The sequence below is a fragment of the Rhodopseudomonas palustris genome, assembly GCF_013415845.1.
Lineage (GTDB): Bacteria > Pseudomonadota > Alphaproteobacteria > Rhizobiales > Xanthobacteraceae > Rhodopseudomonas > Rhodopseudomonas palustris_F.
Genome location: NZ_CP058907.1, coordinates 4,131,398 through 4,153,851, shown reverse-complemented (window position 1 = coordinate 4,153,851; position 22,454 = coordinate 4,131,398). Strand labels below are relative to the sequence as shown.

17 protein-coding genes are annotated in these 22,454 nt (G+C 64.8%); 13 read left to right on the top strand and 4 right to left on the bottom strand.

Annotated features, from left to right (window positions below; genetic code table 11):
• Positions 1-25 precede the first annotated feature (25 nt).
• From hpnP to HZF03_RS18945, 3 genes are all read left to right on the top strand, one after another.
• Complete coding sequence (gene hpnP / locus HZF03_RS18955; RefSeq protein WP_119018024.1) at positions 26-1,609, top strand: hopanoid C-2 methylase; 1,584 nt, start codon at positions 26-28, stop codon at positions 1,607-1,609.
• A gap of 7 nt (positions 1,610-1,616) precedes the next feature.
• Positions 1,617-2,384, top strand: a complete 768-nt coding sequence (gene eutC / locus HZF03_RS18950; protein ID WP_119018023.1) for an ethanolamine ammonia-lyase subunit EutC — start codon at positions 1,617-1,619, stop codon at positions 2,382-2,384.
• A gap of 207 nt (positions 2,385-2,591) precedes the next feature.
• Positions 2,592-4,961 carry an efflux RND transporter permease subunit gene (locus HZF03_RS18945; RefSeq protein ID WP_119018022.1) on the top strand — a complete coding sequence of 790 codons (2,370 nt, stop codon included), beginning with the start codon at positions 2,592-2,594 and terminating at the stop codon, positions 4,959-4,961.
• Positions 4,962-5,055: 94 nt separating this feature from the next.
• Here HZF03_RS18945 and HZF03_RS18940 read toward each other — a convergent pair whose 3' ends face one another.
• A complete protein-coding gene (locus HZF03_RS18940) occupies positions 5,056-5,559 on the bottom strand; it encodes a hypothetical protein (RefSeq protein WP_011159283.1) in 504 nt (167 codons plus the stop codon).
• Positions 5,560-5,948: 389 nt separating this feature from the next.
• Between HZF03_RS18940 and HZF03_RS18935 the strand changes: the two genes are divergently transcribed.
• The 6 genes from HZF03_RS18935 to HZF03_RS18910 all read left to right on the top strand — a co-directional run bounded on the left by HZF03_RS18935 (position 5,949) and on the right by HZF03_RS18910 (position 12,098).
• The gene (locus HZF03_RS18935) at positions 5,949-6,188 is read left to right on the top strand and encodes a hypothetical protein (RefSeq protein ID WP_011159282.1); all 240 of its coding nucleotides are present in this window, start codon (positions 5,949-5,951) and stop codon (positions 6,186-6,188) included.
• A 204-nt stretch (positions 6,189-6,392) separates the two neighbouring features.
• A complete protein-coding gene (gene hpnC, locus HZF03_RS18930) occupies positions 6,393-7,271 on the top strand; it encodes a squalene synthase HpnC (RefSeq protein WP_119018057.1) in 879 nt (292 codons plus the stop codon).
• On the top strand, positions 7,268-8,107 hold the full coding sequence (gene hpnD, locus HZF03_RS18925; RefSeq protein ID WP_119018021.1) for a presqualene diphosphate synthase HpnD: 840 nt from the start codon (positions 7,268-7,270) through the stop codon (positions 8,105-8,107). Before hpnC ends, hpnD begins: the two co-directional genes overlap by 4 nt.
• On the top strand, positions 8,107-9,363 hold the full coding sequence (hpnE, locus tag HZF03_RS18920; RefSeq protein ID WP_012497134.1) for a hydroxysqualene dehydroxylase HpnE: 1,257 nt from the start codon (positions 8,107-8,109) through the stop codon (positions 9,361-9,363). The genes hpnD and hpnE overlap by 1 nt, the downstream gene beginning before the upstream one ends.
• Positions 9,364-9,396: 33 nt before the next feature.
• The gene (gene shc / locus HZF03_RS18915; protein ID WP_119018020.1) at positions 9,397-11,358 is read left to right on the top strand and encodes a squalene--hopene cyclase; all 1,962 of its coding nucleotides are present in this window, start codon (positions 9,397-9,399) and stop codon (positions 11,356-11,358) included.
• Complete coding sequence (locus HZF03_RS18910) at positions 11,355-12,098, top strand: phosphorylase (protein ID WP_119018019.1); 744 nt, start codon at positions 11,355-11,357, stop codon at positions 12,096-12,098. The genes shc and HZF03_RS18910 overlap by 4 nt, the downstream gene beginning before the upstream one ends.
• 90 nt (positions 12,099-12,188) lie before the next feature.
• Here HZF03_RS18910 and HZF03_RS18905 read toward each other — a convergent pair whose 3' ends face one another.
• Complete coding sequence (locus HZF03_RS18905; RefSeq protein ID WP_119018018.1) at positions 12,189-13,079, bottom strand: LysR substrate-binding domain-containing protein; 891 nt, start codon at positions 13,077-13,079, stop codon at positions 12,189-12,191.
• A gap of 157 nt (positions 13,080-13,236) precedes the next feature.
• Between HZF03_RS18905 and phnA the strand changes: the two genes are divergently transcribed.
• Positions 13,237-14,481: a phosphonoacetate hydrolase gene (phnA, locus tag HZF03_RS18900; protein ID WP_119018017.1), complete on the top strand. Its 1,245-nt coding sequence runs from the start codon at positions 13,237-13,239 to the stop codon at positions 14,479-14,481.
• A 33-nt stretch (positions 14,482-14,514) separates the two neighbouring features.
• On the top strand, positions 14,515-15,519 hold the full coding sequence (pstS, locus tag HZF03_RS18895; protein ID WP_119018016.1) for a phosphate ABC transporter substrate-binding protein PstS: 1,005 nt from the start codon (positions 14,515-14,517) through the stop codon (positions 15,517-15,519).
• A 75-nt stretch (positions 15,520-15,594) separates the two neighbouring features.
• Here the strand turns inward: pstS and hpnH are convergent, their stop codons facing one another.
• On the bottom strand, positions 15,595-16,755 hold the full coding sequence (gene hpnH / locus HZF03_RS18890; protein ID WP_119018015.1) for an adenosyl-hopene transferase HpnH: 1,161 nt from the start codon (positions 16,753-16,755) through the stop codon (positions 15,595-15,597).
• Between the two features lie 39 nt (positions 16,756-16,794).
• Positions 16,795-17,739 (bottom strand): 4-hydroxy-3-methylbut-2-enyl diphosphate reductase, encoded by a 945-nt coding sequence (ispH, locus tag HZF03_RS18885; protein WP_012497128.1) that lies wholly within the window; start codon positions 17,737-17,739, stop codon positions 16,795-16,797.
• A gap of 312 nt (positions 17,740-18,051) precedes the next feature.
• On the opposite strand from ispH, the gene hpnN reads away from it, so the two are divergent.
• Both hpnN and hpnO read left to right on the top strand, forming a co-directional pair.
• The gene (hpnN, locus tag HZF03_RS18880; RefSeq protein ID WP_119018056.1) at positions 18,052-20,658 is read left to right on the top strand and encodes a hopanoid transporter HpnN; all 2,607 of its coding nucleotides are present in this window, start codon (positions 18,052-18,054) and stop codon (positions 20,656-20,658) included.
• Positions 20,659-20,989: 331 nt separating this feature from the next.
• The gene (gene hpnO, locus HZF03_RS18875) at positions 20,990-22,381 is read left to right on the top strand and encodes an aminobacteriohopanetriol synthase HpnO (protein WP_011159270.1); all 1,392 of its coding nucleotides are present in this window, start codon (positions 20,990-20,992) and stop codon (positions 22,379-22,381) included.
• Positions 22,382-22,454 lie beyond the last annotated feature (73 nt).

Here is a 22,454-nt window from a genome sequence, read left to right as displayed (position 1 = left end):
GCGTGACGTTCGCGGGGAAAGTTCGATGAAAGCCGAATCCGGGCAGACCAGTCGTCGTATTCTGTGTGTCTTCCCGCGCTACACCAAGTCCTTCGGTACTTTTCAGCACTCCTATCCATTGATGGACGACGTTGCCGCCTTCATGCCGCCGCAGGGGCTGCTGGTGATCGCCGCCTATTTGCCGGACGAATGGTCGGTCCGCTTCGTCGACGAGAATATCCGCCCCGCCACTGCGGACGATTTCACTTGGGCGGACGCGGTGTTCGTCAGCGGCATGCACATCCAGCGGCAGCAGATGAACGACATTTGCCGGCGCGCGCATGATTTCGATCTGCCGGTCGCGCTCGGCGGGCCCTCGGTCAGCGCCTGCCCGGACTACTATCCGAATTTCGACTATCTGCATGTCGGCGAGCTCGGCGACGCTACCGATCAATTGATCGCGAAGCTGACACACGACGTGACGCGGCCGAAGCGACAGGTCGTGTTCACCACCGAAGACCGCCTCGACATGACGCTGTTTCCGATTCCGGCTTACGAGCTAGCGGAATGCAGCAAATATCTGCTCGGCAGCATCCAGTACTCCTCGGGTTGCCCGTATCAGTGCGAATTTTGCGATATCCCCGGCCTGTACGGCCGCAACCCGCGGCTGAAAACGCCGGAGCAGATCATCACCGAGCTGGACCGCATGATCGAATGCGGCATCCGCGGATCGGTATATTTCGTCGACGACAATTTCATCGGCAACCGCAAGGCGGCGCTCGACCTGTTGCCGCATCTGGTCGAATGGCAGAAGCGCACTGGCTTTCAGCTGCAGCTCGCCTGCGAGGCGACGCTGAACATCGCCAAGCGTCCCGAGATCCTCGAATTGATGCGCGAGGCGTATTTCTGCACGATCTTCGTCGGCATCGAGACGCCGGACCCGACCGCGCTGAAGGCGATGCATAAGGACCACAACATGATGGTCCCAATCCTCGAGGGCGTGCGGACGATATCGAGCTACGGCATCGAAGTGGTGTCGGGCATCATTCTCGGCCTGGACACCGATACGCCGGAGACCGGTGAGTTCTTGATGCAGTTCATCGAGCAGTCGCAGATTCCGCTGCTCACCATCAACCTGCTGCAGGCGCTGCCGAAGACGCCGCTGTGGGATCGCTTGCAACGCGAAGGCCGGCTGGTGCACGACGACAGCCGCGAATCCAATGTCGACTTCCTGCTGCCGCACGACCAGGTCGTGGCGATGTGGAAGGACTGCATGGCGCGGGCCTACCGGCCCGAGGCGCTGCTGAAGCGCTACGAGTACCAGATCGCGCACGCCTATGCGACGCGGCTGCATCCTTCGACGCCGCAGCGGGCGTCGAAGGCCAACATCAAGCGCGCCATGATCATGCTGCGCAACGTCATCTGGCAGATCGGCATTCGCGGCGACTACAAGCTGGCGTTCTGGAAATTCGCTTTCCGACGGCTGATCCGCGGCGATATCGAAAACCTGCTTCTGGTGATGGTGGTGGCGCATCATCTGATCATCTACGCGCGCGAAGCCTCGCGCGGTCACGCCAATGCCTCCAACTACTCGATACGCCTGCGCGAAGCGGCGGTGCCGGCGGAATAGGACAGCGATGAATTCTCCTGCCACCCCGCCGCGTTCGCTGGCCGAACTGCGCCGTTTGACTCCCGCCCGCGTCGCGCTCGGCCGTGCCGGCGCCAGTCTGCCGACCGAGGCGCTGCTGGATTTCACCCTGGCTCATGCCCGCGCCCGCGACGCGGTCCATGCCGGCTTCGATGCGACAGCGATCGCCGCGGAGCTGCAGGCGCTCGGTCTGCCGACACTGCAGGTGTCGAGCCGCGCCGCCGACCGCCGGGACTATCTGGCCCGACCGGACCTCGGCCGGCAGCTCGACCCGGCTTCGCGCGCGGTCCTGGACGGGGCGGGGAAGGCCGTCGACGTCGCGCTGGTGATCGGGGATGGCCTGTCGCCGATTGCGGTGGCGGCGCAGGCGACCGCGGTGGTGCGGCATCTGTTACCGCGGCTGGCCGCGGTCCGGATCGGCGTCGGTGCTGCGGTGGTGGCGACCGGCGCCCGGGTTGCGCTCGGGGACGAGGTCGGCGCCGCGCTGGGTGCCCGGATGGTGGTGGTGCTGATCGGCGAACGGCCGGGCCTGTCCGCGCCGGCGAGCCTCGGCGCCTATCTGACGTTCGGACCGCGCCCCGGCCTCACCGACGCTGACCGCAATTGCGTCTCGAATATCCACGCTTCCGGGATTTCGGCGGACGAGGCGGCGCACAAGATCGCCTGGCTGGTCCGCGAGGGATTGGTACGCAAGGCGACCGGCGTGGCGCTCAAGGACGAGAGCGGCAGCCTGATGCCGGAGCTGCCGAAGTCTTGATCCCCAGCTCCCGGAAAACTCGCAAGCGGACCGCGAATCTGGTGGATTCCGGTTCCCAGTCTCGATTCCGAAGGGCGGTCGGTCCGAGCCTGCGCACGTGGTGAAATTGCTGCATGTCCCAAGACCAGAATGCCGGGCGATGCGACGCTGTCGCATTCGTGCCGGGAAGTCTGGTTAGGACGAGCGATCGACAGGACGGATCAGCGCATGCTTGATAAGAACGTGAGCGACACCGAAGTCGCAGAATTGAAGCGACGGCGGGTCAGCATCGCTTTTGGCCTCGAGCGGCTGGGTCTGATCCCGCTGCGCGCCCCGGTGGTATCGTGCATCATCCTGCTGGCACTGATCGTCGGCGCGGTGTTCGGCATCGAACGGATCAAGATCGACGACTCTCTGAGCCAGCTGTTTCGCTCCGACACCAAGGAGTTCAAGCAGTACGAGGAGGTCACCAAGCGGTTTCCGTCGACCGAGTTCGACGTGCTGCTGGTGGTCGAGGGCAAGGAGCTGCTGGCGCGGGAGAATCTGGAGAAGCTGCGCGACACCGTCACCGATCTGCAATTGATCGACGGTGTGCGCGGCCTGATCTCGCTGTTCTCGGCGCGGCAGGCGCCCGAGCCGGGCAAGCTGCCGGCGGCTCTATTCCCGTCGGAATTGCCGGAAGGCGATGCCTACGACCAGTTCGCCCAGACGGTGAAGACCAACGAGATCATTCGCGGCAAGCTGCTGTCGGAGGATGGGACGCTGGCGCTGGTCGTGCTGTCGCTCGATCCGAAGGTGGTGGCCGACAACACCCGGCTGCGCGCCACCATCGGTGAAATGCGCAAGGTGATGACGGAGGATCTCGAGGGCTCAGGTCTCAGCCGGCAACTGTCCGGCGTTCCTGTGATGCAGCTCGAAATCCGCAACGCGGTCGAGCGCGACGGACTGATCTACAACATCGCCGGCATCCTGGCAGGCTGCGTCATCGCGATCCTGTTCTTCCGCAAGATCTCGTTCATGGTGGTGGCGGCGTTTCCGCCGCTGCTGGCGATCCTGCTGGCCATCGGTGTGCTCGGCTGGGCCGGCTTCAGCCTCAACATGTTCCTCAACGTCATGACGCCGCTGATCATGGTGATCAGTTTCTCGGACTCGATGCAGCTCACCTTCGCGGCACGAGACCGGCTGATCGCGGGCGAGGACAAATACACCGCGTTCAAGAACGCCGTCCTGGTTGTCGGTCCGGCCTGCGTGTTGACCCACGCCACCGCCGGCATTTCGTTCATCGCGCTGCAGTTCTCCAACTCCGACCTGATCCGCGCGTTCGGCGAGGCCGGCCTGCTCGCCACCGTGCTGGCGCTGGTCGCGGTGCTGACGCTGGTGCCGGTGTTCGGCGTGCTGCTGGTGCGCCACGAGGAAGCCTTCGCGGCGAAATTCCAGAGCGCCGATCTCGGCGTCAACGCGCTGCGCCGGTTCTGCGCCTTCATCGCGGTGCGGATGGTCGGCCGGCCCGGCCTGTTCAGCCTGTTGGCGGTTCTGGTGGTCGGCGGCCTGGCGGTGATCTACGCCAACCTCGAACCGCGCTATCGTTTGGCCGATCAGGTGCCCGACAAGGAGCAGGCGGTGCAGGCGAGCGACCGGCTCGACGCCAAGCTCACCGGTGCCAATCCGATTGACGTGCTGATCGAATTCCCCAAGGGCCAGTCGCTGTATTCGCCCGAGAGCCTGCAGATCATCGCCGAGGTCCACGCCACGGTCGAGAAGCAGGCCGGCGTCGGCAACGTCTGGTCGCTGGAGACGCTGCGTCGCTGGCTTTCCGAGAAGGCGCACACCACCAGCGTCGACACGCTGAAGGAATATGTCGATCTGCTGCCGCCTAACCTGGTGCGGCGCTTCATCTCGGAGGACCAGACCGCCGTAGTGGTGTCGGGCCGCGTGCCCGATCTCGACTCCAGCGAAATCCTCCCCGTGGTGCAGAAGCTCGACCACGCGCTCGACAGCGTGCGCCAGAAGCATCCGGGCTATGAGGTTGCGGTCACCGGCCTGTCGGCGATCGCCGCGCGCAACAGCGCCGACATGATTTCCAAGCTCAACCACGGCCTCACCATCGAGTTCGTGCTGGTGGCGATCTTCATCGGCCTGGCGTTCCGCTCGGTGGTGGTGATGCTGGCCTGCATTCTGCCGGGCATCTTCCCGGTGGTGCTGTCCGGTACGCTGTTGTGGCTGATGGGGGAGGGGCTGCAATTCGCCAGCGTGGTGGCGCTGACGGTGTCGTTCGGCCTCGGCCTGTCGGCCACCATCCACTTCCTCAACCGGCTGCGGCTGGAGAGCCCGCCGGGCGTCAGCGCCGGCCTCGCGGTCGAACGCGCCACCGTGTTGGTCGGCCCCGCATTGATTCTCACCACCGTGGTGCTGGCCTGCGGGCTCGGCGTCACGGTGTTCTCGGACCTGCCGTCGCTGCGACTGTTCGGCTGGCTCAGCGCCTTCGCGATGGTGGCGGCGCTGATCGCCGATCTGTTCATCCTACGCCCGACCGCGATGTGGCTGATCAGCGTCGCTCACCGCCTGCGCGGCGGCCGTGGCGCCGGATCGGTGGTGTAGCGCACGAAAAAAGCGATCCGCTTGTGAAAACAAAAAGCCCTCCGGATCGGTCGATCCGGAGGGCTTTTGCTGATGGAGCCGAAGAGGGCGGTGATCAGCCGCGGGTCATCGAGATGTTGACGCCGCGGATTTCGCCCTTCGAGCTGATCGCCACCGATTGCTTGTTGCCGTGGGTGGTCAGCGACAGGCTGGCGGCGAAGCCGGCGGCTTCGACGAACACTTCGATCCGGCCGCCGCCGGCCTTGCCCTGCAGGCTGCCGTTGACGTTGCGGCTGGTCTCGCTCCAGTTGCCGGAGATGCGGTCGCCGTTGGTGGCGGCGTCGGCGGAAAGGTCGAACTTGTAGCTGTCGCTGGCGCAGCGCAACGTCAGGGCCAGCTGATTGCCGCCGCCGCTGCCGCGATAGTTCGCCTTGCAGCGGATGCGCTCCTTCGAGCCGTCGGACAGCGCCACGGTGCCGGTCCCCGACCACGCTCCTTCAAACCCGGCGAACGGGCCCGAATCTGCGAATGCCGCCGATGCGGACAGCATCATCGCGGCGCCGATTCCGGCTGCCTTCAACGCATGGATCGAGGACGTGGTGGAACGAAGCAGGCTCATTCTGGCCATCCTTGGAAGATCGCTGTGGTGACGCCGTTGCGTCACGTCGCTGGTTAGTGTGTTCGCCTCACGGCAGGTTCAAATCACATAGTAACGCCGCGCCTGCACACCAAGACGCACGGCTCACGCTGTTCCGCCCGCGCTGCTTGCGGAACTATAGTATTTGCATCAAATCGGCAACGTTCCGTGAAAAACCGACAGGTATTCCGCGGCTTTCAGCCACCCGCCCGTGAAGGTGCGTGCGTCGGCACTAATTTGGCCGTATTTGTCACCTTGATCGACGCATCATACCGTTGTGCCGATCGTGTGCACCGCGACCCCTTCCAGGCGGCGCCGTAGATGTGATCGAGAACGGGTTTCGACCCCCAGCCACATATCGAAGGAAGACAATGCAAAAGACCTTGGTTGCGCTCGCGTTGCTGCTCGTTTCGATGTCCTCCGGTGCCAATGCCCAGCAACAGCAGCGCAGCGGCACCGAAGCCGAGCAGAAAGCCTGCTCGCGGGACGTGTCGCGTTTCTGCCGCTCCGTGATGGAGCAGAGCGATCTGGTGATCCTGTCCTGCCTGCAGCAGAATCGCGAGAAGATCAGCAAAGCCTGCAACCAGGTGTTGGTCAGCCACGGCCAGTGAGGCGGCGTCCGCCGGGCCGGTTTCGGCCCGGTTTGGAGGTCGCGGCGGCGATCCAGGCGAATCTGCGGCCCGGACATCGTCCGTCAAGATCGTTGGTTTAGCCGGCGATTTCCCTTATATGGCGTCGCGAACGGTGCGCCCGGCCCGGCCGGGTGCGGCCGTTCGCTTTTTTTCGTCTCCAAACCAAGTGTTTAACCAGTGCCGATGACGTCTGCGAGCGAGCTTCGATCGGGCAAGACCCACCGGGACGAGAATTTCCCGGTCGCGTCGTGGATCATCCATCCGCGGCATCGCGACCTGATTCTGGCGTTCTATAATTTCGTCCGGACCGCGGACGACATCGCCGATCACGAGATGCTCGATGGCGACACCAAGCTCGAATATCTCGATCTGCTCGAAGCCGAGCTGCTCGGCCGCGGCGAGACCCAGCCCGAGGCGGTGCATCTGCGTCGGGCGCTGGCCGAACGCGGCATGCCGCCGCGCCATGCGCTCGATCTGCTGACCGCGTTTCGGATGGACGTCACCAAGCTGCGCTACGAGGATTGGGACGAGGTCATTCACTACTGCCGCTACTCGGCGATGCCGGTCGGCCGCTTCATGCTCGACGTCCACAGCGAAAGCACCACGACCTGGCAGGCCTCCGACGCGCTGTGCGCGGGGCTTCAGATCAACAATCACCTTCAGGACTGCGGCAAGGACTATCGCACCCTCAATCGCGTGTATCTGCCACGCGACGTGCTCGATGCCGCCGGCGCCAAGGTCGAAGACCTCGGCCTGCAGAAGTCGTCACCGGCGCTGCTGAAATGCCTGCAGGGTCTTGCGGTCCGCACCGCGTCGCTGCTCGGCGACGGCCGGCCGCTCGCCGCCGAGATCAAGGATTATCGCCTCGGTCTCGAAGTCTCGGTGATCCAGGCCTATGCCGATCGCATCGTACGGATGCTGCAGACCCGCGATCCGCTCAGCGAGCGCGTGCATCTGAAGCCGATCGAATTCGTCATCGCCAGCTTCGGCGCGATGAGTTCGGAGATCGTCCGTCGTAGCTTCGGAAAGGGGCCGGTGTCGCATCCGGCACCGCGCGCATGACCGTTCACGCCACGCCAGAGCCGGCCGCGCATCAAGGTGTCGCGCTCGGCAGTTCGTTCTACGCCGCGATGCGCATCCTGCCGCGTCCGCAGCGCGAAGCGATGTTCCAAGTCTACAGCTTCTGCCGCTTCGTCGACGACATCGCCGATTCCGATCGGCCGCGCGAGCAGCGGGTCGCCGAGCTGCAGCAATGGCGCGACGACATCGCCGCGCTGTATCGCGGCGCGCCGCCGCCGCGGCTCGCCGACTATCAGGAGTCGCTGCGCACCTTCGGGCTGAAGCGCGAGGACTTCGAGGCGATCATCGACGGCATGGAGATGGATGTCGACGCCGACATCCGCGCGCCCGATGAGGCCACGCTCGATCTGTACTGCGACCGCGTCGCCAGCGCGGTGGGACGGCTGTCGGTGCGGATCTTCGGCCTTCCGGAAGGCGACGGCATCGAGCTGTCGCATCATCTCGGCCGCGCGCTGCAGCTCACCAATATCCTGCGCGACATCGACGAGGACGCCGGCATCGGCCGGCTGTATCTGCCGAGCGAGCTGCTGCACAAGGTCGGTATCACCGCAACCGATCCGCGCGTGGTCGCGGCGGATTCTGCGCTGCCGAGCGTCTGCGCGCCGCTGGTCGAGCGTGCGCTCGCGCATTTTGCCGCCGCCGACAAGGTGATGAACCGTAATCCGCGCCGGGTGGTGAAAGCTCCCCGTATCATGGGCAAGTACTACTACTCGATCTTGCAGCTTTTGATCGCGCGCGGTTTCGCAGCGCCGCGCGCCCCGGTGAAGCTCGGCAAGGCTTCGAAGATCGCCATCCTGCTGCAATACGCGATCGTGTGATGTCGAAAACAGTTCACGTCATTGGTGCGGGAATCTCCGGGCTTGCGGCCGCGATCCGGCTCGCCCGCGCCGGCCTCACCGTCCATGTTCACGAAGCGATGCAGCAGGCCGGTGGCCGCTGCCGCTCGTATTTCGACGCCCAGACCGGGCTCGTCATCGACAACGGCAATCACCTGCTGCTGTCGGGCAATCACGCTGCCTGCGACTACGCGCGGACGATCGGCACCGAGGCGGGCCTCGTCGGCCCGGAGCGCGCCGAGTTCGACTTCATCGATCTGCCGGCTAATGCGCGCTGGCGGCTGAAGCTCGGCGGCGGCAAGCTGCCGCTGTGGCTGTTTGATGCCAATAGCCGCGTGCCGGACACGTCGATCGGCGATTACCTCGGCTTGATGCCGCTGCTGTGGGCGCCGACCACCAAACTGATCGGCGACACCATCAACTGCTCCGGCCCGCTGTACGACCGCTTGGTGGCGCCGCTGCTGCTCGCCGCGCTCAACGTCGATCCGCCGGAAGGCTCGGCCGGGCTTGCCGGCGCGGTGGTTCGTGAGACGCTGCTGGCCGGCGGCAAGGCCTGCCGGCCGCTGATCGCCCGCGATGGCCTGTCGGCGGTGCTGGTCGAGCCGGCCGTGGCGCAGCTCGCCGCCCGCGGTCCAGGAGTGCAGTTCGGCCACGAGCTGCGGGCGCTGACCCCGGCCGGCGACCGCGTCGGCGCGCTGCAGTTCGGCGGTGAGGATGTCGTCACCCTCGGGCCGGATGATGCGGTGGTGCTGGCGGTGCCGCCGCGCCCGGCCGCTTCGCTGCTGCCCGGGCTGAAGACGCCACAGGAATACCGCGCGATCGTGAACGCGCATTTCAATTACGCGCCGCCGCCCGGCATGCCAGCCCTGACCGGGGTGATCGGCGGGGTGGTGGAGTGGCTGTTCGCGTTCCCGAACCGGCTGTCCGTGACGATCAGCAACGGCGACCGGCTGGTGGACGCCCCGCGCGAGCAGCTTGCGGCCGAAATTTGGGGCGAAATCTGTAAAATTGCGGGGATCTCGGCCAATCTGCCGCCGTGGCAAATTGTCCGCGAGCGCCGCGCCACGTTCGCCGCTACACCGGCGCAGAACGCCCTGCGCCCCGGGCCGGTCACCCAGTGGAGAAACCTATATCTCGCAGGCGATTGGACTGATACGGGGTTACCGGCGACCATCGAGGGATCGGTCCGGTCCGGCAACCGTGCCGCGGACCTGGTGCTGGCCGCTGGCCGCGCCTGATCCGGCCCCCAAAACGGAGACACAGCAGATAAAATGGATTCCGGCAGCTACACGACTGGTGTCGGGCGCAACGCGCTCGAAGCTTCGATCGATGCGGCGCGTAGCGCGCTGCTGAATTATCGTCGTGACGATGGCCATTGGGTGTTCGAACTCGAGGCCGATTGCACCATTCCTGCCGAATACGTGCTGCTGCGGCATTACCTCGGCGAGCCGGTCGATGCCGAGCTCGAAGCCAAGATCGCGGTTTATCTGCGCCGCATCCAGGGGGCCCATGGCGGCTGGCCGCTGGTGCACGACGGCGACTTCGACATGAGCGCCAGCGTGAAGGGTTACTTCGCGCTGAAGATGATCGGCGACAGCATCGATGCCCCGCATATGGTGCGGGCGCGCGAGGCGATCCGTTCGCGCGGTGGCGCGATCCACTCCAACGTCTTCACCCGGTTTCTGCTCACGTTGTACGGCGTGACGACTTGGCGCGCGGTTCCGGTACTGCCGGTCGAGATCATGCTGTTGCCGAGCTGGTCGCCGTTCACACTGACCAAGATCTCGTATTGGGCGCGTACCACGATGGTGCCGCTGCTCGTGCTGTGCGCGCTGAAGCCGCAGGCCAAGAATCCGAAGGGCGTCGGTATCGACGAACTGTTCCTTCAAGACCCGAAGACGATCGGGATGCCGGTCAAGGCGCCGCATCAGAACTGGGCGCTGTTCAAGCTGTTCGGATCGATCGACGCGGTGCTGCGCGTCATCGAGCCTGTGATGCCGAAAGGCATCCGCAAGCGGGCGATCGACAAGGCGCTCGCCTTCATCGAGGAGCGGCTCAACGGCGAGGACGGCATGGGCGCGATCTTCCCGCCGATGGCCAACGCCGTGATGATGTACGAAGCGCTCGGCTATCCCGAGGACTATCCGCCGCGCGCCAGCCAGCGCCGCGGCATTGATCTCTTGCTGGTCGATCGCGGCGACGAAGCCTATTGCCAGCCCTGCGTGTCGCCGGTGTGGGACACCGCGCTCGCCAGCCATGCGGTGCTTGAAGCGGACGGCCACGAGGGCGCCAAGTCGGTACGGCCGGCGCTCGACTGGCTGCTCCCGCGCCAGGTGCTCGACGTCAAGGGCGACTGGGCCGTGAAGGCCCCGAACGTCCGCCCCGGCGGCTGGGCGTTCCAGTACAACAACGCCCACTATCCGGATCTCGACGATACCGCGGTGGTGGTGATGGCGCTCGACCGCGCCCGCAAGGACCAGCCGAATCCCGCCTACGATGCCGCGATTGCCCGCGCCCGCGAGTGGATCGAAGGGATGCAGAGCGACGATGGCGGCTGGGGTGCCTTCGACATCAACAACACTGAGTATTATTTGAACAACATCCCGTTCTCGGACCATGGCGCGATGCTCGATCCGCCGACCGAGGACGTCACCGCGCGCTGCGTCTCGATGCTGGCTCAGCTTGGTGAGACCATGGACAGCAGCCCGGCGCTGGCCCGCGCCGTCGGCTATCTGCGCGACACCCAGCTCGCCGAGGGCTCCTGGTACGGCCGCTGGGGCATGAATTACATCTACGGCACCTGGTCGGTGCTGTGCGCCCTCAACGCCGCCGGCGTTCCCCATGCCGATCCGATGATCCGCAAGGCGGTCGCCTGGCTGGAGTCGGTGCAGAACCGCGACGGCGGCTGGGGCGAGGACGCGGTCAGCTACCGACTGGATTACCGTGGCTACGAAAGTGCACCTTCGACCGCCTCTCAGACGGCATGGGCTTTGCTTGCTCTAATGGCTGCGGGTGAGGTCGATCATCCCGCCGTGGCACGGGGCATCGAGTACCTGAAAAGCACACAGACCGAAAAAGGACTGTGGGACGAGCAGCGTTACACGGCGACGGGCTTCCCGCGGGTGTTTTATCTGCGGTATCATGGCTATTCGAAGTTCTTCCCACTCTGGGCGCTCGCCCGGTATCGGAACTTGCAGGCCACGAACAGCAAGGTGGTAGGGGTCGGAATGTGATTCTGGGGGCAGTGGACGACCAGGCCGCGGCGCTTCGCCAAGATCCGCGGCCGGTACTGATTGTGACGGGCCTGATTCAGGAAGCACGTATCGCGGCGGGGCCGGGCCTCACCGTTATCTGCAGCAGCAGTGACCCCAAGCAATTGCGCGCGATCATGGCCGACTTCGACGCATCGTCGATCCGGGGCGTGATCAGCTTCGGCGTCGCCGGGGGGCTGGATCCCTCTCTCGAGGCGGGTGACATCGTCATCGCCACCGAGGTTGTGGCGGGTGAACGCCGCTGGACGTCGGAAGTTGCACTGACCGACGAATTATTGCGAAGCGCCGGGCTCGGCCGTCAGCGTGTCGTGCGTGGCGGTCTGGTCGGAGCCGAGCAGGTGATCGCAGCGCGCTCCGCCAAAGCGGCGCTGCGTTCGGAGACCGGTGCGGCTGCGGTCGATATGGAAAGCCACATCGCCGCCGATTTCGCCGCCGCCGCCAAGCTGCCTTTCGCGGCACTGCGGGTGATCAGCGATCCGGCGAATCGCAGCCTGCCGCAGATCGTGTCGAGCGCGATCAAGCCGAACGGCGATATCGACCTGCGCAAGGTGCTGCGCGGCATCGCCCGTCACCCGACCTCGATCCGGTCGCTGGTGTCGACCGGCATCGACTTCAACCGTGCGCTGCGCTCCTTGCGCGGCTGTCGGAACTTTGTGCAGGAAGCCGTGCTCGGCCGCGGCGGTCTCGTCGCCGAGATCTAAGCGCATCACGCGCCGCCTGTGAGGGCGGCGCGGACGTGATTTCCGTTGTCATCGCGCTGACCCAGAGCGCCGCGCGAGGCTCTTCGAGCCTCAGCTCCTGATTTCGTCTTTCAGCCAATCCAGGAACCGGCCGAGATAGCGCGGGTCCGCGCGCGAGGTCGGTTGTGCGAAATACTTCTCGCCCTTCACGAACAGCTCTGGAAACGGGCAGAGGAGTCGCCATTCCGGCTTTCCGGGAAAGAACTCCTTCGGCGCGACGATCGAGCCGAATCCCTCGCGCACCGCATGCATCGCGACGAACATGTGGTCGAAGCGGTGGCCGCCTTCGAACAGATGGTCGCGCATTCCCGCTTTCTGCAGCCATGCTTCCCAATGGCCCGGCCGCGTCGCCGACGTGATCAACGGAAATGCGAGAAGATCCTCCGGCTTCTCGATGGTCCTCTCCTGAACAAGATCCAGGCTGCAGACCGGCGTCAGGTGCTCTTCCAACAGCAGCGTCGACGCCTTCGAATGCCCGCCGATCTTGTCGCCGCCGCCCCGCGTGATCAGAAGATCATGTGAGGACACGTCCGGCGTCTGTCCCGTCATCCGGGTTGAAATCCACACCGCCAGATCGGGATTGGCTTTCTCGAACCGCTTCAGCCGCGGCATCAGGAAGTACATCGCGAATGTCGACGGCGCCTCGACCGCCAGCACCGCCTTGCTGCGCCGGCGCCGGACGTACTGACAGGCGGCTTCGATATTGCGGAAAGATTGGCTCAGCTGCTCCGCCAGCACGCTGCCATAGGGCGTCAGTGCCACGCTGCGGCCCTCGCGGGTGAAGACCTGCTGTCCGAGCCAGTCTTCCAGCAGCCGCACCTGCTTGCTGACGGCGCCGTGGGTGACTCCCAGCTCCTCCGCGGCCGCACTCAGGCTGTCGCTGCGCGCAGCGACCGCAAATGCCCGCAGGGCACTCAGCGGCAGTTCTCGTTCTTTCAACATGACCTCCGTGTGACGACAGCGGCCCGCAGTGGCATTTGACGTGCAACTTCTTCTCACATGTTTGTCGATCTTATTCGATCGATTCTCACATGTGAACGGCCTACCACGCAGGACGTCGGCCGCCCCAACGGGCGGCGTTCAGCACCCGGATGACCCCATGACGACCCAGCCTTTGATCGAAGCCAACGGCCGCAGCTATGCAGTGCCGCAACGACCCGTCGTTGTGATCTGCCTCGACGGTTTCGACCCTGAATATCTGGAGCGCGGCATCGCCGACGGCGTGCTGCCGACGATCGGGGCGCTCAGGGCGACCGGATATGTCGGCACGGCACTGGCGACGGTGCCGACCACCACCAACACCAACAACACCTCGATCGTCACCGGCGTGCCTCCGGCGATCCACGGTATCAACGGCAACTACTATCTCGATGCCGACACCGGTGAAGAGATCATGGTGACGGATGCACGACGGCTGCGCTGCGGCACCATTCTCGGCGCGATGAGCAAAGCGGGTGTGCGGACCGCGGTGGTCACCGCCAAGGACAAGCTCCTGAAGGTGCTTGCCTACGAGATGGACGGGATCGCCTTCTCGTCCGAACATCCGAACGTTGCCGATCTCACCGCGCTCGGTTTCAAGAGCGGCGAGGAGTTGGTTGGCCGCGGCCGGCCGGATCAATACTCCGCGGATCTGTCGCTGTTCGCGCTCGACGCCGGCGTTCGGCTGCTGGAAACGGCCAAGCCCGAGCTGATCTATCTGTCGACCTCGGACTATGTGCAGCACAAATACCAGCCGGGCGAGGCGGAAGCGAACGACTTCCACGCAGCCGTCGATCGCCGCATCGCGCGCCTGATCGAACTCGGCGCGACCGTTGCCCTGACTGCCGATCATGGCATGGCCGACAAGTCGGATGCGGATGGCCGGCCCAACGTCGTTTATCTCGAGGACGCGCTGAACCAGAGGTTCGGGGTCGGCGTTGCGCGGGTGATCTGCCCGATTGCCGATCCGTTCGTCCGGCATCACGGCGCGCTCGGCGGCTTCGTGCGCGTCCATCTGCTCAAGCCTTGCGACATCGCGGCGATGATGACCTTTGCGCGGTCGCTGCCCGGCGTCGAGCTCGTGCTGGATCGCGCCACGGTCTGCGAACGCTACCAGTTGCCGCCGGATCGCGAGGGCGACTTTGCGGTGTTCACCGATCGCGGCACGGCGGTGGGTGCGCGGCGTGAAGATCACGACCTGTCAGCCCTCGGCGATCATCGTTTGCGCTCGCATGGCGGCCTCGGCGAGCAGCGCGTGCCGTTTGTGCTGTCACGCCCGCTCAAGCGTGACTACCGCGAGCGCGCGGCAACCGGCGTGTTGCGCAACTACGACATCTTCGACTTCGTCCTGAACGGCGTCGACTAATCCCGCACGATTGCAGCCAGAGAGGAAATCGAGATGCGTGCACTTCGCACCGCTTTGATGGCGCTCGCCATCGGCTCCGCCGGCGGGACGGCCGGTCATGCCGAGACGCCGGTGATGGGGACCGGTTCGGCGTTCGCCGCGCCGATCTACATCAAATGGGCCGAACAACTGAAAGCGACCAAGGGTGTCGCGATCAACTATCAACCTTCGGGGTCTTCGGTCGGGCAACTCCAGGTGCTGAAGGGCCTGACGGATTTCGGTGCGTCGGATGTGCCGATGGAGGACAGCAAGCTCAAGGAAGGGGACATCATGCAGTTCCCCACCGTCGTGGGTGGCTACGCCGTCGTGGTCAACATTCCCGGTGTCCTGCCCGGCAAGCTGCGGCTCACCGCGCCGGTGCTGGCCGACATCTTCATGGGCGGCATCAGGTCATGGGATGACCAGCAGATCGTGCAGCTCAACCCCGATCTAACGCTGCCCAACCTTCCGATTTCTCTGCTGTATCATGCGGGCGGCTCGGGCGGCACCTACGCGATCTCCCGCTATCTGTCGAAGAACAGCGCGGCGTGGCGCGACAAGATGGGGATCGGCATGACGCTGAGTTGGCCGGTCGGCGCCGGCGTCAAGGGCAGCTATGGCGCGGCCTCGACGGTGCCGATGACGCCCGGCGGGATCGGCTATGCCGAGCTGTCCTACGTCACCGCCAACAATCTTGCGACCGTGCAACTGCAGAACAAGTCGAGCCGGTTCGTGCTGCCGAACGGAAGCAGTTTCGCGGCCGCCGCCGAGAATGGCGATTGGTCGGTGCCGAACTATGCGGTCGATCTCACCGACATGCCGGGTGAGCACGCCTGGCCGATCGTCACGGCGACCTTTGCGCTGGTGCCACGAAGTCCTGCGAAACGCGCCACGTCGGCCGCCGTTCTGGACTTCTTCCGATGGGCCTTCGCGCATGGCGACGGCATCGCGCGGTCGCTGCAGTTCGTTCCTCTGCCGGGCAAGGTCAAAGCCGACATCGTCAAGCATCTGATGAACTGAACGGTCAGACGTACTCAACAAAAAAGCGCGGCCCGCGGGCCGCGCTTTTGAAATGTGGAAGCCGTTGGCCGGCGATCAGGCCGCCGTCGACCTTTCCGGGTGCCGCTTGTCCTTGGCCTCGGCGGCCTCGTCCTGGCGGATCTGCGTCAGCGTCTTCTGGACCTGCTCGGAGAACACGTACTGCGCCGGGCGCTGCTTCGACATGTCGATCTCCGGCGCCATCGGGCCCGAGGTCTTGATGCCGCGGAGCGCCACCCAGGCGGCCTTCAGCGGGTTATTGAGCGAGGCCATCGCCGCGGTCGGCTCGTAGCCGCAATGCGCCATGCAGTCGGCGCACTTCTCGTACTTGCCGGTGCCGTAGGAATCCCAATCGGTGGTTTCCATCAGCTCCTGGAAAGTCTTGGCGTAGCCTTCGCCGAGCAGGTAGCAGGGCTTCTGCCAGCCGAAGATGTTGCGCGCCGGCATACCCCACGGCGTGCACTCGAACTCCTGGTTGCCGGCCAGGAAGTCGAGGAACATGCTGGAGTGCATGAAGCTCCACTTCTTGCCCTTGCCGCGCGCGAACACCTCGCGGAACAGGTTCTTGGTCTTGGTGCGGTTGAGGAAGTGCTCCTGGTCCGGGGCGCGCTCATAGGCGTAGCCCGGCGAGATCGAGACGCCGACGCCGAGTTCCTCGGTGAAGTCCATGAACTTGGCGATGTCTTCGGCGGCGTAGCCGTCGAACACCGTGCAGTTGACGTTGACGGTGAAGCCCTTGGCCTTGGCGGCCTTGATCGCCGCGACTGCGCGGTCGAACACGCCCTGCTGCGACACCGCCTTGTCGTGGTGCTCCTTCAGGCCGTCGAGATGAACCGAGAAGAACAGGTAGGGCGACGGCTCGAACAGATGGAGCTTCTTCTCGAGCAGCAGCGCGTTGGTGCACAGCGACACGAACTTCTTGCGCGCCACCAGGCCGCGCACGATCTCGCCGATCTCCTTGTGGATCAGCGGTTCGCCGCCCGGGATCGCAACCATCGGCGCGCCGCATTCTTCGGCGGCGTCCCAGCACTCCTGCGCGGTCATCCGTCGGTTCAGGATCGCGTCGGGATAGTCGATCTTGCCGCAGCCTGCGCAGGCGAGGTTACAGCGGAACAGCGGCTCCAGCATCAGTACCAGCGGATAACGCTTCCGCCCGAGCAGCTTCTGCTTCAGCAGATAACCGCCGATCACCAGTTCCTTGTGAAACGGAATAGCCATTACGAAATCTTCTCTTTCACGGCATGTCGGTTGGGCGGATCAGGCGGTGGCCAGTTCCGCGGGCAGAACGAATTCAATGTTTTCTTCGCGGCCCGGCAGCACCGAAACGGTGACCGGGACGATCCGGCGCAGCGCTTCGATCACGTCGTCGACCAGCACTTCCGGGGCCGAGGCGCCGGCCGTGATGCCGACCGCCTTCTTGCCGTCGAGCCAGGCCGGGTCGAGCTCGCTGCCATCGGCGATCAGGTAGCTCGGGATGCCGGCTTCGGTGCCGATTTCCCGCAGTCGGTTGGAGTTCGAACTGTTGTTGGCTCCGACCACCAGGATCAGGTCGACCAGCTTGCTCATCTGCCGCACCGCCGATTGCCGGTTTTGCGTGGCATAGCAGATGTCGCGGGTGTCCGGGCCTTCGATATCGTGGAATTTCTTTGAAAGCGCCACGATGATGTCCTTGGTGTCGTCGACGCTCAGCGTGGTCTGGGTGATGTACGCCACCGGGGTTTCCGGCGGCAGCGTCAGCGCCGCGACGTCGTCGAGGTTCTGCACCAGCAGCACAGGACCGGGAACCTGGCCCATCGTGCCTTCGACTTCCGGATGGCCGGCGTGGCCGATCAGGATCAGGGTGCGGCCCTTCGACGTATAGCGCTTGCCCTGGTTATGCACTTTGGTGACCAGCGGGCAGGTGGCGTTGAGCACCGGCAGGTCACGCGCCGCGGCCTCTTCCTCGATGCTGCGGGCGACGCCGTGGGCGCTGAACACGGTCACGGCCTTCGGCGGAACTTCCGACAGCTCCTCGACGAAGATCGCACCTTTGGCCTTCAGGCTCTCGACCACGTATTTGTTATGCACGATCTCATGCCGCACATAGACCGGCGGACCGTACTTCTCCAGCGCGCGCTCGACGATCTCGATCGCACGCACCACGCCAGCGCAGAAACCACGGGGTTGGGCAAGGAACACTTCGAGGGGGCGGACTTCAGACAAGGGGCACCACGCTCATGATTGTTCGGTCTCCTGGCAGCACGTCGCATTCCCGTAGCATGATCTAGCTGGTATGGGGACACCCGCAACCGCAAGGGACGCAGGGGACTTATTGGCGCAGTGCAGCACGCAATGCAAAACGCCCTTGGCAATCTGGCCTGGTGAGATTACTTCCGCGCACACACCTACGCCGGCTTGTTTTCGGCCATTTTGTCCAGTCCTTGGTCGCAGAACCATAAGAACCAGTTCGATCGACTCGGATCCCGGCGGGGCGGCCGCATTTTAGGCCAGCCGGTAGCAATAGAAAGAGTGAATGTGCTGAAAAGTGCCATCGTCTCCATTGTCAGAGCCAGCACCCGTTTTGCGGCTTTTACTGTGCTGATCGGCGTATTTCTCGCAGTTGCAGCAGGTTTCTATACTTACCAACATTTCGGGATCAACACAGACATCAATCATTTGATCTCGTCTGATCTCGACTGGCGCAAACGTGATATCGTGTTCGAGAAGGCATTCGACCAGGAACGGCTGATCCTGGCCGTGGTCGAGGCCCCGACGCCGGAATTCGCGAATGCCGCGGCGGCCAAGCTCACGGCCGAATTATCCAAGAATAACATCAACTTCGACTCGGTGAAGCGGCTCGGCGGCGGGCCGTTTTTCGACCGCAGCGGGCTGCTGTTCCTGCCCAAGGACGAGGTCGCCAAGGCCACCGGCCAGTTCCAGCAGGCGGTTCCCCTGATCGAGATCATGGCCGGCGATCCGTCGATCCGCGGCCTGACGGCGGCGCTGGAAACCGGTCTGGTCGGGTTGAAGCGCGGGGAACTGACCCTCGACGCCACCGCGAAACCTTTCAATACAGTCGCCGCGACCATCGAGGACGTGCTCGGCAAGCAGCAGGCATTCTTCTCCTGGCGCGGCCTGGTCAATCCGGAACCGCTGACCGATGGCGACAAGCGTGCCTTCATCGAGGTCAAGCCGATCCTCGACTTCAAGGCGCTCGAACCCGGCAAGGCGGCGACCGACGCGATCCGTCAGGCGGCGGTCGATCTCAAGATCGAGCAGGATTTCGGCGCCCGGGTGCGGCTGACCGGCCCGGTGCCGATCGCCAACGAGGAATTTGCCACCGTCAAGGACGGCGCCGTGGTCAACGGCATCGGGACCGTCGTGGTGGTGCTGCTGATCCTCTGGATGGCGCTGCATTCCTCCAAGATCATCTTCGCGGTGGCGGCCAATCTGGTGATCGGCCTGTCGATCACCACTGCGGTCGGCCTGATGCTGGTGGATTCGCTCAACCTGCTGTCGATCGCGTTCGCGGTGCTGTTTGTCGGCCTCGGCGTCGATTTCGGCATCCAATTCAGCGTCCGCTATCGATCGGAACGGCACAAGACCGGGGACCTCGAGAAGGCCCTGGTCCAGGCCGCCGAATACTCCGCAGTGCCGCTGTCACTGGCGGCGATGTCGACCACGGCGGGCTTCCTGTCGTTCCTGCCGACGTCCTACAAAGGCATTTCCGAACTTGGCGAGATCGCCGGTGCCGGCATGGCGATCGCGTTCTTCACCAGCATCACCGTGCTGCCGGCGCTGCTGAAGTTGCTGAACCCGGCCGGTGAGAAGGAACCGCTCGGCTACGCCTTCCTGGCGCCGGTCGATCACTTCCTGGAGAAGCACCGCATTGCCATCATCGTCGGCACGATCGGTGTCGCGCTGGCCGGCCTGCCGCTGCTCTACTTCATGCATTTCGACTTCAACCCGATCAATCTGCGCAGCCCCAAGGTCGAGTCGATCGCGACGTTCCTTGACCTGCGCAAGGATCCGAATACCGGCGCCAACGCCGTCAACGTGATGGCGCCGAACGAGCAGACGGCCCGCGCGATCGAAGCCAAGCTCGCCAAGCTGCCGCAAGTGTCGCGCACCATCTCGCTCGACACTTTCGTGCCGCCGGACCAGCCGGAGAAGCTGAAGCTGATCCAGGCCGGCGCCAAGGTACTGGAGCCCGCGCTTAACCCCGAGCAGGTCGATCCGCCGCCGTCCGATCAGGACAATATCGCGTCGCTGAAGAGCTCGGCCGAAGCGCTGCGCCGCGCCGCCGGCGAGGCCACTGGACCCGGCGCCGACGCCTCGCGCCGGCTCGCCACCGCGCTGACCAAGCTTGCGGGCGCCGATCAGGCGATGCGCGAGAAGGCCCAGGACGTGTTCGTGCGGCCGCTGCTGCTCGACTTCGAACTGCTGCGCAACATGCTGAAAGCGCAGCCGGTGACGCTCGACAACCTGCCGGCCGACATCGTGTCGTCGTGGAAGACCAAGGACGGTCAGATCCGCGTCGAGGTGCTGCCGAGCGGCGACCCCAACGACAACGATACGCTGCGCAAGTTCGCCGCCGCCGTGCTGCAGGCCGAGCCGTTGGCGACCGGTGGTCCGGTGTCGATCCTGAAGTCGGGCGATACCATCGTGGCCTCGTTCATCCAGGCCGGGCTGTGGGCGCTATTGTCGATCTCGATCCTGCTGTGGATCACGCTGCGCCGGATTTCCGACGTGGCGCTGACCCTGGTGCCGCTGCTGGTGGCCGGCGCGGTGACGCTGGAGATCTGCGTGCTGATCGATCTGCCGCTGAACTTCGCCAACATCGTCGCCTTGCCGCTGCTGCTCGGCGTCGGCGTCGCGTTCAAGATCTATTACGTGACCGCCTGGCGCTCCGGCCGCACCAACCTGCTGCAGTCGGCGCTGACCCGGGCGATCTTCTTCAGCGCCCTCACCACTGCCACCGCGTTCGGCAGCCTGTGGCTGTCGAGCCATCCGGGAACGGCCAGCATGGGCAAGCTGCTGGCGCTGTCGTTGCTGACCACGCTCGGCGCCGTGCTGCTGTTCCAGCCGGCCCTGATGGGCAAGCCGCGCCACATCGACGAGTCCGGCGACACCGATCTGTGAGTCGCGCCGTCCGGGGCGTCGGCGCGCGCCGATGCCCCGGACCGGGACTTCGCCGGGGAGGCGTTTTTCCTGCACCGGGGTGTTCCGGAGCATGAAATCGCGTTGAGACCGGCAAGCAAGGCGCGATTGCCGCAGGTTGCGTCACAGGGCTGGCGTCCCCCCCGCCGATCGGACTATACCCACACCTGGGGTAGGGGTCGTGCGCCATGCGGGAGTCGCCGTGAAATCGGCATGTCACCCGCGCATCACAACTCTGAAAAGAAAGCTCGAGTGCGACGCACCGCCAGCCTTTTGTGTTGACGGCGGGTCCAACAAGCGACGTAAGTAGCCCATGTATCAGCCGAATTTAGACCTTGCCGAGATGTTTGCGGCGCGCGAAGCGAACCGCAGTTCGATGCACGCCCGGCATCTCAACGAGCAGCTCGTCCGCGTCCTCAAAACCATCGGCTACGACGTCGGCTTCCAGAAGGGCACCGGTCAGTACCTCTACGACCGCGACGGCGCCCGCTATCTCGACCTGCTCAGCGGCTTTGGCGTCTTCGCGCTCGGCCGCAACCATCCGGTGGTGCGCAAGGCGTTGCAGAGCGTGCTCGATGCCGACCTGCCCAATCTGGTGCAGCTCGACGTCTCGACCCTCGCCGGTATCCTGGCTGAGCGGCTGCTCGAGCAGGTGCCGTATCTCGACAAGGTGTTCTTCGCCAATTCCGGCGCCGAGAGCGTCGAGGCGGCGATCAAGTTCGCGCGCGGCGCAACCGGTCGCAACGGCATCGTCAATTGCGACCACAGCTACCACGGCCTGACCTACGGCGCGCTGTCGCTGACCGACGACCAGAATTTCCAGGGTGGCTTTGGGCCGCTGCTGCCGGGCGTCACCACCATCCCGTTCAACGATCTCGAAGCGCTGGAGAAGGTGCTGTCGACCCGTGAGGTCGCCGCCTTCATCGTCGAGCCGATCCAGGGCAAGGGCGTCAACATGCCCACCGACGAGTTCCTGCCGGGTGCCGCCGCGCTGTGCAAACGCTATGGCACGCTGTTCGTCGCCGACGAGATCCAGACCGGCATGGGCCGCACCGGCCGCTTCCTTGCGGTCGAGCACTGGAACGTCGAACCCGACATGGTGCTGCTCTCCAAGGCGCTGTCGGGCGGCCACGTCCCGGTCGGCGCGGTGCTGACCCGCAAGTCGATCTTCGACAAGATCTTCAACCGCATGGATCGCGCCGTGGTGCACGGCTCGACCTTCGCCAAGAACGATCTGGCGATGGCTGCCGGTATTGCGACGCTGGAAGTCCTCAAAGCCGAGAAGCTGGTCGAGGCCGCCGCCAAGCGCGGCGCCGAGCTGCGGTTGGCGCTCACGCGCATGGTCCCCGGCTACGAGCTGCTCAAGGAAGTGCGCGGCAAGGGCCTGATGATCGGCGTCGAATTCGGCCCGCCGCAATCGCTCCGCCTGAAGGCGTCGTGGACGATGCTCGAGACCGCCAACAAGGGCCTGTTCGTTCAGCTGATCACCGTGCCGTTGTTCAAGGATCACAAGATCCTCACTCAGGTCGCGGGCCACGGCCTGCACACCATCAAGCTGCTGCCGCCGCTGACCATCACCGAAGACGATTGCGCCTGGATCGAACGCGCCTTCGACGACACCATCGCTGCCAGCCACAAGGTGCCGGGCGCGATCTGGTCGCTCGGCAAGACCCTGGTCGACAACGCGGTGCGCAAGTCGGCTTGAATTGACCTCGAAGATTCTCTTTCCAGCAATTGGCGGGCATCAGCTTGCCAATTTCGTAACCGGAAACGTCAAG